The sequence below is a fragment of the Pseudomonas maioricensis genome (genome assembly GCF_022790535.1).
GTDB classification, from domain to species: domain Bacteria; phylum Pseudomonadota; class Gammaproteobacteria; order Pseudomonadales; family Pseudomonadaceae; genus Aquipseudomonas; species Aquipseudomonas maioricensis.
On the sequence record NZ_LOHG01000036.1, the window covers coordinates 1 to 10,350 of the forward strand.

12 protein-coding genes are annotated in these 10,350 nt (G+C 57.7%); 5 read left to right on the forward strand and 7 right to left on the reverse strand.

Annotated features, from left to right (window positions below):
- Window positions 1–129: 129 nt before the first annotated feature.
- Window positions 130–1,527 (reverse strand): ATP-binding protein, encoded by a 1,398-nt coding sequence (locus tag AUC61_RS26220; RefSeq protein WP_243249180.1) that lies wholly within the window; start codon window positions 1,525–1,527, stop codon window positions 130–132.
- A gap of 1 nt (window position 1,528) precedes the next feature.
- Window positions 1,529–2,248: a response regulator gene (locus AUC61_RS26225; RefSeq protein ID WP_243249199.1), complete on the reverse strand. Its 720-nt coding sequence runs from the start codon at window positions 2,246–2,248 to the stop codon at window positions 1,529–1,531.
- Between the two features lie 240 nt (window positions 2,249–2,488).
- Here AUC61_RS26225 and AUC61_RS26230 point away from each other — a divergent pair, with 240 nt between their 5' ends.
- The 3 genes from AUC61_RS26230 (at window position 2,489) to AUC61_RS26240 (ending at window position 5,429) form a co-directional block, all read left to right on the forward strand.
- Entirely contained in the window at window positions 2,489–4,708 is a 2,220-nt protein-coding gene (locus tag AUC61_RS26230; RefSeq protein WP_243249201.1) for a TonB-dependent siderophore receptor, read from the forward strand.
- Window positions 4,709–4,864: 156 nt separating this feature from the next.
- Window positions 4,865–5,119 (forward strand): type II toxin-antitoxin system RelE family toxin, encoded by a 255-nt coding sequence (locus AUC61_RS26235; protein ID WP_122664667.1) that lies wholly within the window; start codon window positions 4,865–4,867, stop codon window positions 5,117–5,119.
- On the forward strand, window positions 5,058–5,429 hold the full coding sequence (locus AUC61_RS26240) for a helix-turn-helix domain-containing protein (RefSeq protein ID WP_122664666.1): 372 nt from the start codon (window positions 5,058–5,060) through the stop codon (window positions 5,427–5,429). Before AUC61_RS26235 ends, AUC61_RS26240 begins: the two co-directional genes overlap by 62 nt.
- Window positions 5,430–5,664: 235 nt before the next feature.
- Here the strand turns inward: AUC61_RS26240 and AUC61_RS26245 are convergent, their stop codons facing one another.
- Window positions 5,665–6,228, reverse strand: coding sequence for a GNAT family N-acetyltransferase (locus tag AUC61_RS26245; protein WP_243249183.1), 564 nt, complete (start codon window positions 6,226–6,228; stop codon window positions 5,665–5,667).
- A 173-nt stretch (window positions 6,229–6,401) separates the two neighbouring features.
- On the reverse strand, window positions 6,402–6,773 hold the full coding sequence (locus tag AUC61_RS26250) for a PH domain-containing protein (RefSeq protein ID WP_122664664.1): 372 nt from the start codon (window positions 6,771–6,773) through the stop codon (window positions 6,402–6,404).
- Between the two features lie 90 nt (window positions 6,774–6,863).
- Here AUC61_RS26250 and AUC61_RS26255 point away from each other — a divergent pair, with 90 nt between their 5' ends.
- On the forward strand, window positions 6,864–7,178 hold the full coding sequence (locus AUC61_RS26255) for a DUF7693 family protein (RefSeq protein WP_243249190.1): 315 nt from the start codon (window positions 6,864–6,866) through the stop codon (window positions 7,176–7,178).
- On the opposite strand, the gene AUC61_RS26260 is transcribed toward AUC61_RS26255, so the two are convergent.
- Window positions 7,169–8,500 (reverse strand): aminotransferase-like domain-containing protein, encoded by a 1,332-nt coding sequence (locus AUC61_RS26260; protein WP_243249192.1) that lies wholly within the window; start codon window positions 8,498–8,500, stop codon window positions 7,169–7,171. The two genes, AUC61_RS26255 and AUC61_RS26260, sit on opposite strands and share 10 nt — an antisense overlap.
- An 87-nt stretch (window positions 8,501–8,587) precedes the next feature.
- On the opposite strand from AUC61_RS26260, the gene AUC61_RS26265 reads away from it, so the two are divergent.
- Entirely contained in the window at window positions 8,588–9,484 is an 897-nt protein-coding gene (locus AUC61_RS26265) for a DMT family transporter (RefSeq protein ID WP_243249194.1), read from the forward strand.
- A gap of 280 nt (window positions 9,485–9,764) precedes the next feature.
- Here AUC61_RS26265 and AUC61_RS26270 read toward each other — a convergent pair whose 3' ends face one another.
- Both AUC61_RS26270 and AUC61_RS26275 read right to left on the reverse strand, forming a co-directional pair.
- Complete coding sequence (locus AUC61_RS26270; protein ID WP_243249196.1) at window positions 9,765–10,115, reverse strand: DUF6152 family protein; 351 nt, start codon at window positions 10,113–10,115, stop codon at window positions 9,765–9,767.
- On the reverse strand, window positions 10,099–10,350 hold a 252-nt coding region (locus tag AUC61_RS26275; RefSeq protein ID WP_243249197.1), incomplete at its 5' end, for a hypothetical protein. The genes AUC61_RS26270 and AUC61_RS26275, both read right to left, overlap by 17 nt.

A 10,350-nucleotide genomic window follows, 5' to 3' on the forward strand; every position in this document is an offset into this window, starting at 1 on the left:
CTCCCACAGGGTTGGTTCTATCCAGAAGGATCGGACGGCAAGAAGTCGGCCCGATCTGGCACCCATAATTTGAGCCAATTACAGGCCTCGTGGGAGCTGAGTTCCCGCAGAGATAGCACCCCACCTCAATCACCCCTCCCGATGCGGCAAAAACAACTCCGCGACCAGACCGCCTTCAGCCCGGTTGCGCAAGGTGAGGCTGCCGTCGTGGCTCATGGCGATGCGCTTGGCGATGCTCAGGCCCAGGCCGTAGCCACCTGACTGCGGGTTGCGAGAGTCTTCGCCGCGTATGAAAGGCTCTGTAATCGACGCCAAAAGCTCCTCTTGTATGCCTGGCCCATGATCCTTGATACAGACAAAAATACCCTCGTCAGTTCTTTCCAGCGAGATCACAATCTGCCGGGCGTAGCGCAACGCGTTGACCAAAAGATTTTGCAGACAGCGATGCACCAGCACCTCGTTGGCATAGAGCAGCCCTCCTCGCCCCAGAACCGGCAGCGGCTCGTCAACGGTGGTCAGGTCTGCGCACAGCCGGGCCAGCAACTTATCGACATCGACCACCTGAAAGGACTGCTGCCTTGCGCTTTGCAGGTAGTCCAGCACCTGACCGATCATGCGGTCCATCTGCACGATGTTCTGCTTCAAACGTTCGCGATGGGTGTCCTCGGCAAGCCGCTCGATGCGCAAGCGCATACGGGTCAATGGCGTGCGTAAGTCGTGGGAAACCGCCGCCAGAAAAAAGCTCTGATCGTTGACCATCGCAATCAGGCGTTGCTGCATGGCATTGAAGGTTTGCGCGGCCTGGCGCACCTCCTGCGGCCCCTCCACTACCAAAGGAGCCTGTTCGAGGTTATCGCCCAGACCGCGCGCAGCATCACTCAAACGCTGCAGCGGACGCAGGCAGATTCGTACTGCCAACCAGCAGATCGCCAACACTGCGAGAATGCGCAACACATAAATCCTGAGCACGTAATCCGCAATCAGCGCCCAGGCCGACTCACCGCTCCAGCCCTGCAACTCCTGCCCTTCGATGTCCAGCCAGCGCCCATCGGCCAGCGGTACGGCGAAACGCACATGAGCCACCGCCGTGCGCAAACCAAACAGGCTGCGCCAGACCACAGGTTGTCCCTGCTCGTCAGTCAGGCCGACCTTGAGAATCCTGATCGACTGCTCATGTCCAAGCTCGTAAGCCAATGCCTGGGTCAATAACAACTCGATACGCCGCCGTCCTCGCTTTTCCCCTGAAACGGGCTCGGGTACAGCGTCCACACAACTGATCCGATAGCGCGCAGGCGTGGCAACTGGTTCAGCTACGGTGCACCCCGCTTCGCCAATCAACCCTGCAGTGCGGCTCGCAATCAGACGCACCGGCGCTTCAAGCACCTGCGCAAAGCGCACATCAAACCAGATACTGCTGGATAGCAACTGGATCGCCAGAGTGCCGCTGACCATGATCAGCAGCAATTGCGCAAACAGGGTTTTCGGCCACAGGCGTTTGATGCGCGCGCAGATCTGCGCACGTGTCATTTCAGGCTCCCTGGCCGTGGGGCGTGATACTGAGCAAGTATCCTTCATTGCGGATGGTCAGGATTTGCACGACGCCGTCTCGGGTGTCCTTCAGGTGCTGGCGCAGACGACTGATACACATGTCCACTGAGCGATCGTCCGGCTGATAATCGCGCCCCAGCGCGCTACGCGTGAGCTGGTCACGAGACAAAACTTGTTCATGGGACGCAAGCAGGTCGCGTAACACTCGATAGTCCGAGCGCGGCAAGCTCAACGACGGGCCTTCGGGTGGGCTCAATAGCCGTTTGACATGATCAAGCCGATACCCGGCAAACTCCTGCAAGGCGCTGACGGGCGCTTTTTCCAGCGCATCGTTGCGACCGGGACGACGCAGCACCGCCTTGATTCTGGCAATCAGTTCACGCGGTTCGAAAGGCTTGGCCAGATAATCGTCGGCACCCACTTCAAGCCCAATGATGCGGTCCAGCGCCGTGCCCTTGGCCGAGAGCATGATCACACTCAGCCCCGGCATCCCTTGCAAACGGCGGCACAGACTAAGACCGTCTTCACCCGGAAGCATCAGATCCAGCACCACCAGATCCACCTTGTGCTGCTCCAGTTGCTCCCACATCTGTGGGCCGTCCGCCGCGGCGAGCACACGATCACCTGACTCACTCAGGTAGTCGCAGAGTAGTTCGCGAATTTCGTCGTCATCGTCGACGACCAGCAGGGTCCTGGCCATTGGCTGGGGCATTGAAGCAAGGGGGATCAGAGCGCTCATTACATTCCATTACATACCCGTACAAGCCGGGGATAGTGCTCAAAGTCACGGTGAATAAAATCGTATCAAAAATCATCTGCAAATACGAAACATTACCAGTGACGACAGGGCATCATGACCATTCATTTCCCGCAATCTTCTGCACCCCGGGCGCAGTCGCGCAGCGCATTCAACCCCAAATACACAGCCCTGGTCATTGCGATGGGCCTGAGTGCGCTCGCCAGCCAGACCGTCTTTGCCGACGACACGGTTGAACTCGGCGCGGTCAACATCGAAGACAGCTCACTGCCAACCGGCGATGCAGCCGAACAACTGGGCTACACGGTCAAAAGCACCACCAGTTCCACCGGTATGAAACTGACCCCACGGCAAACCCCGCAGTCAGTCACAACCATCACCCATGAGCAAATGGCCGACCAGCAAATCACCAGTCTGGAAGACGCGCTGGAAACCGCTCCCGGTGTGACCATGAGCAAGTCGGAAGTGGGCGGTCGCACCGACTATCGTGCTCGTGGTTACTCAATCACCAACTGGAAAGTCGACGGCCTGCAATTCCAGGGCGGCTCAGACTTCAGTGGTGGCGGCAGCGCGCTGAACATGGACATGTACGAGCGCATCGATATCGTGCGGGGCGCCAACGGTTTGCTGGGCGGGATCGGTGATCCATCGGCAACGGTCAACCTGATCCGCAAGCGCCCTGGCACCGAATTCGGAGGCAGCGCTTATGCCACCTATGGCAGCTGGGACAAGCGTCGACTGGGCGCTGACCTGAACCTGCCGCTGTCCGAAGATGGCCGCCTGCGCTCACGCTTTGTGGTGACCCAGCAGGATGCCAACTCTTTCCGCGACAACCAGTCTGATCGCTCCCGCGCAGCGCTGGCCAACTTTGAATTCGACCTGAGCGATGCCACTACCATTGGCGCGGGTTACCAGTATGAGTACGCCAAAGTCGTCGGCGGCGGCTGGGGTGCCAACATTCCCATCTGGTACGGCGACGGCAGTAAGACCAACCTGCCACGCAGCACAAACGTGGTCCCAAGCTGGAGCTTTGGCGAGTACATCACGCGTACGGGATTTGCCTCGCTGGAACACCGTTTCGACAACGACTGGACCCTGAACGTCAACGCGGCACAAAGCACCAGCGAAGTGCTGAACCATCGTGGCCTGGCCAAAGTGAACTCGTCCGGCGGCGGCAACTATGGCGGTTACTGGGATCAGGACGGCAGCGGCGCAGTACTCAACGGCCTGCACAGCTCCACCGACACCACGCAGCAGTCTGCACAATTCGACCTGATCGGTCCGTTCCAGCTGTTCGGCCGTAGCCATCAGGCGATGTTCGGTTACAACGACAGCCGCACGGTGTCCTGGTCCCCGCAGTACAACTGCAACCTGACCAGCACTACCCGCACCAGCGCAACCTCGACCAACTGCCAGTTCCGCGCAAACAACGGCTTCCCGCTCAGCGACTGGACCAACGGCGTGGATGACGACTTTTACATGAACGCCTGGAAAACAGGTCTGCACACCAAAACCACCACGCGCTTGCAGGGCATGTATGCTGCCACGCGTCTGAGCATTACTGATCCGTTGTCGGTCATCGTCGGCGCCCGTGTCAGCGATTACTCTGCTACCACTATCAGCACCGCGGGCGCACGCAGCAGTCAACAGGAAAACGGCATCGTCACCCCTTACATGGGCGCGGTCTACGATCTGAACGACAACTACTCGCTCTACGCCAGCTACACCGACATCTTCTCGCCGCAAACCAGCGAAGATCAGGGTGGCAGCAAGATCGAACCGATTCGCGGCCAGAGTTACGAAACCGGGATCAAGGGCGAATGGTTCGATGGTCGTCTGAATGGCCAGGCGGCTTACTTCCGCACGCGTCAGGACAACAAGGCTGTTGAAGACGGCGGCAACCTCACACCAACCGGCCCCCAGGCTTACAAGGCAGGCTCGGGTGTGGAAACAGACGGTATCGACCTGGAACTGGCAGGCGCCCTGACGCCCAACTGGAACGTCTACGGGGGTTACACCTACCTGCACTTCCGTCGCGAAGACGAAGGCAGCCGCGCCGACCCGTCTCACCTGTTCAAGGCTTCGACGACCTATCGCCTGTCCGGCCTGCTTGACCAGTTGACCATCGGCACCGGCGTCACCGCGCAGACCAACATCCGCACAACCTCCACTCCGGCAGGCATTCCCACCAACGGCGTTAGCCGCGGCCCAACTGACGTGAACTGGTCCGGCTACGCGATCTGGAACGCCATGGCCAAATACGCCATCACCGACGACACATCACTGACACTCAACGCCAACAACCTGTTCGACAAGCACTACTACAGCCGCTACGGCTTCTACGCCGGCGCGATTTATGGTGACCCACGCAGCTTGTCGATGACGCTGAGTACGGCGTTTTGATGGGGAGTTGATTGCGTAAACGAAGCCCGCTTATTGCGGGCTTTTTTGTGGAAGCAGAAATTCGTTGGCAACATCGTGCAAGGGTCTGATCATTGGCAAACTGAATTTTATAAGTAAATATCCGTGCATTACTTATAAAAGACCTATATTTTGCCTGTGAACACCATTAACTGGACACGTAAGGCCGTTAAGCAGCTCCTGAAACTGCACACACTGCATCAGCTCCAGATTCGCGATGCGGTGACCAGGCTTACCGTTATGCCGGACGTGCCCAACGTCAAGATGCTGGTGCGACACGAACATGGATATCGGCTGAGAGTCGGTGACTACCGCGTCCTGTTCGATTGGGATGGCGCAATCAGGATCGTCAGCATACAAGAGGTCAAGAAACGTGACGAACGCACCTACTGACGTTCAAATCATCAATGGCCCGGATGGAAAACCGGCATTCGTGGTGATTCCTTACGCGCAATACGTCGCGCAACATAATAATCACAGCGACCTGATACCCCATGAGGTAGTGAGTCTCATCGTTGATGGTGCCTCACCTATTCGCGCCTGGCGTGAGCATTTGGGACTGACTCAGGAAGATGTCGCCAAGCGATTGGGCATCAGCCAACCTGCTTATGCACAACAAGAAACGGTCGCCAAGCCGCGCAAGGCGACCCGAGAAAAAATCGCGACAGCGTTCGGGATAGGTTCAGATCAGCTGGAGCTTTGAGGAGGGACTTCGAGTGAGCAGAGGTCAGCCTTGCTGTGACATCGCACAGTTGTGCAGCAAGCGAGAGTCCTGTGGGGGCGGTGTTTGGTCTGGGCGGCATCCGACTATAAACAATAACGCGGTGTGTCTTCCTGACGCGTCTCATGTATCGTCGGAATGCCGCCCAGACCAAGCACCGCTCCTACAGGAAATTCCATTTCAAGCCTGACTTTTGAATATTGCTGAAGAAAACAGCCTATTTACGACGAGGCCTCGAAACCACGGATTCAATATTCTTGCGCCCGATCAGCATTGGCTTTTGCGGCGCCTCTTGTGCCAGCCACTTGAACATCACCAGGCAATCGACGAATCCCAAGCGCGCATGTTGATAAGCACGCGGCAGGCGGCCGACGATATCGAACCCGAGCTTCTGCCACAGCGCTACCGCGACTTCGTTGCTCGCCACCACCGAGTTGAACTGCATGGCCAGGAAGCCGCTTTCAGTCGCGACCTTTTGTGAATGCTCACACATCAACCGGGCAACGCCACGACCGCGGGCGGCTTCGGTGACCATGTAGCCGCAATTGCACACATGACTACCGGGACCCGCCGCGTTGGCTTTTAGGTAATAACTGCCGAGCAACACGCCATCTTCTTCGGCGATGAAGGTGTGCAGCGGCATTTCCAGCCAGAGGTACAGCGCCTGCTCACGCGTCAGCTGCGGATCGTAGGCGTAGGTTTCCTGCGCAGCGACCACACGCTGGAAAGTGGGCCAGAAGAGCTCGAAGTCCTCGGCAGTCATGGGCCGGATATTGATCATGGGGCAACCTTGAAAAAGTGAGTCATTGGGCAGGTTTCAGGCCTGAGGAGCATCCTGCGAAGGTTTCATCGGACTTGATTCTGCAGGAGCTGCCGCAGGCTGCGAATAGCGGTTGCCAGATGCACCCGATCGCAGCCTTCGGCAGCTCCTGCAGTAGTGGATTCAAGCCACTGCTACCCCAACAGATGTTTGGATATAAGCTTCGAAATCTCCACCATCGACGTCTTCCCGGTGAACTCGAACTTCACCTTGCCCAGCGCTGAAAAGTAGATCTCAAGTTCGGAGTCCAGATCGAACGTGCCGGAGGTTTCGATGGAGTAAGCAACGATATTTTTATAGGGCAACGACGTAAAGTCTTTCTTGCTGCCCGTCAGCCCCTGCACGTTGACGGCGATGATGCGCTTGTTGGTAAACACCACGCCGTCGCGCATTGATTTGTAAGAATCAATCACGTGCTCCCCGTCCAGCAATAACGCGGTCACGCGCTCGGCGTACTCGTCGTTCTGCTTGAGTTTGAAGAAGCCTTTGTTATTGAAGTCGATCATCCACTGCGCCTCGCTTGTAAAGTAATCTTCCCGGATTGCTGCGGGCATGTTCAGGCACTGCCCCATCGGTTTCAACTAGAGAATATCTGCATGGCGAAAACCACTACCGACCTTACTGCGCGGGACGTCTATCAGCTCCTGAAAGATATCGCCCTCGAAACGCGAACGTTACACACGGTGGACACCCGCAAGGGGCAAATCGAAATCGATGTAGATGGCTGGCAGCTCACGTTGATCAGTGAGGACAACAAACTGAGTCATTGCCAGGCCTGCCAGTCACCCGAAGGTAATCTCGGAACAGCGGACCATTGGCAGCGTTACGGCACCGACCCGGTCAAGCTGCTGAGCATTTGGGAACACGAACAACTGCAACGGCTGCTGAAGTTATCCACCACTCAGGAATGAGCCCCGACGACCCAACTCACTGTTTTCAGTGCCGCACGCAGTGTCGGCATGTCCACTGAGCCGAGCGCCAGACGGATCGCATGCGGCACCTGAGCAGACACCGCAAACGGCTCCGCCGTGGACACCGAGATGTTCTCGCGCATCAACGACGCCGCAACCTGATCCGCTCGCGCATCCTCGGCCAATGGCAGCCAGGTGAAATACGAACAGGGATGGCTGACGCAATTCAATCCGCACAGCAGCTCATCGGCCAGCAATTGCCTCGCTTGGGCATCTGTACGCTTCTGCGCTTCCAGCGTGCTGACTGTGCCGTCTTCCAGCCAACCGATGGCAATCGCGGTCATCACACCAGCGGTGTTCCAGGTCGTCGCCCTGATGACACGCTCCAGCGGACCGACGAGCGAAACCGGGGCGGCAATGAATCCGAACCGCAACCCGGTAGCGACGCTTTTCGACAAGCCAGACACATACACCGTGCGCTCCGGTGCCAACTCCCCAAGAGGCGGCGGCGGATCGAGTGCAAGAAAGGCATAGGCCGCGTCTTCAATGATCTGTAGTTCATGTCGCCGGGCGACGGACACTAGACGCTCGCGCTGCTCGATATCCATCACCCAGCCCATCGGGTTATGCAGCGTCGGCATGCTGTAAATCCCCCGCACCGTTCTCTTTCGGCAAAGCTTTTCCAGCACATCGAAATCAGGCCCTGAAGCCGTGACAGGGATCGGCAGAACTTCCAGGCTCAGTGATTCAGCCAACACCTTGAAGCCGGGGTAGGTCAACGCATCAGCCGCGACCACATCGCCGGGTTTGAACAGCGCCATCAGCGCCACCGCCAGACCATGCTGAGCGCCATTGACCAGCAAAACCTGCTCTGACTTAACGGTAAGCCCGCGGCTGAGCAGATGACGAGCAACGGACGCCCGCTCGTGGGTACGCCCGGCATGAGGCTGGTAGCGCAAGAGCGATTCCAGATCGCCGGACAACGCGAGCTGGCGCAACGCATTGCGCAATAAATCGGCCTGGCCTGGCAACGACGGGTAGTTGAAATTGAGATCGATGACGCCGGTCGCCACCTCTGGCTGATCAATGCCATGCCCCAGTGGTAATGAGGTCTCACGAACGAAGGTGCCGCGCCCCGCTTCACCACTCACCAGACCCATGGCCTCAAGCTCGGCATAGACCCGAGACGCAGTAACCAACGCCAACCCTTCTGCTGCGGCCAGGGTTCGGTGTGTGGGTAAGCGTGTGCCCGGCGGCAGACGTCCCGATCGAATATCCGCAGCAAAAGCATCCACCAGTGATTTGTAACGCGCCATAGGCATGCCGAACTGTATCCATGACAATTTTTTGATTGTACTGATACTCAACTCTAGGATGCTTTTACGCAACCCGACCTGAGTGTGTCCGGCATGGAACAAGCATCAACTCCAAAAATCCCGTCCATGGAAAACGCCACCCAAGGATGGATCAATGGCCTGATCGGCGTGGTGATCTTCAGCGGTTCATTGCCTGCTACGCGGGTTGCGGTGCTGGAATTCGACCCGGTATTTCTGACTGTCACTCGCGCAGCCATCGCAGGCATTCTGGCCCTGTGCATGCTGTTGCTGTTTAAGGAGCAGCGGCCCGCCCGCCACCAACTGCTGTCGTTGTTGATCGTCGCCATCGGAGTAGTCGTCGGCTTCCCGTTATTGACCGCGCTGGCGTTGCAGCACGTCACGTCCGCGCATTCCATCGTCTTCCTCGGCTTGCTGCCACTGGCGACGGCTATTTTCGGCGTACTGCGCGGAGGCGAACATCCGCGTCCTGCCTTCTGGTTTTTTTCGGTGCTGGGCAGTTTGATGGTGGTCGGCTTCGCTTTCTCTCAGGGCTTGAATGCGTCCGCCACCGGAGACATCCTCATGCTCTTGGCTATTCTGGTCTGCGGGTTGGGTTATGCCGAAGGTGCCAGTCTATCCAGAACGCTGGGGGGCTGGCAGGTGATCAGTTGGGCGTTGGTATTGGCCTTACCGGTCATGGCAACGCTGAGTTTGCTGCTGAGCCCACCGTCATTTTCGACCATCAGCCCCCTTGCCTGGCTGAGCCTGGGCTACGTGTCGTTGTTCAGCATGCTGATCGGCTTCGTATTCTGGTATCGCGGCCTTGCCCAAGGCGGGATTGCGGCGGTTGGGCAACTGCAGCTGCTGCAGCCTTTTTTCGGGCTCGCGTTAGCGGCGACATTGCTGCATGAGCAAGTCAGCCCAGGCATGCTCGGGGTGACGGTTACAGTCATTCTTTGTGTGGTGGGTGCAAGACGGTTTGCACGGTAGGTGACACAGCGCCAGTCGGCCCTGGTGGCCCGGCTCCGCGCTGTCTCGCGGCAAACATTGGTTCTGTAGGAGCTGCCGAAGGCTGCGATGGCGGTATGTCAGGAGTAATGCTTCGCAGCCTTCGGCAGCTCCTACAGAAAGCGCATTTCAATTCGATGGTTTGCAGTTTTTTTGATAACAGCGAACTTGTTCGCGAGAGGCGGCAGGCCTGAATTACCGCATCAAACCTCTCGGCAACAAGTTACCTCCTACCTGACTGCCCGCCGACTGGCCAGCCGCATCAATCCAGCACAATGGTCTTGCCCTCGAGTGTGATGCTGTCAGCACGCATTTCATCAAGTCTGTATTTACTCCGATACCCGGTCACATCAACCTTCTTACCTACGGCAAGACTATCTGCGGAAACACCATGGGACCTCATGCGTGCTGGAGGCGTCAAAATAACCGTCCAGGTTTTTTCATCTGTTCTGAGGCGGATCGTGACGTAGGGGGTGGAGTAGCTCGACGCATCAATCGCCCCACTGAGCTGCTGCGGTTGACTGGTGTCGTATTCAGTCCATCCATACTCGGCAAACGCCGCTGATGCAGTCAGTAACAATGGCAATGCAAAACTTTTAAGCCAGACGTTCATGATGCTTCGCTCCTGCGAAATACTGCTTACTCCAGTCCGGCGGTCGCAAGTGGACAGCAAAAATCCCGATCGAGATAACGCCGCGTACAGATTTAGCGTAGTCGTCCAGGTCGTATAGGGCGGCAGCTCTGGCCGTTTTGCCGTCTGGTTGAGTTTTTTCAAAGTCTACGCAGCCGGTAAACGTCTGGATTGTACGTTTGTGGGTGGGTGAGCGGCGTGCGAACTGTCTCCTCTT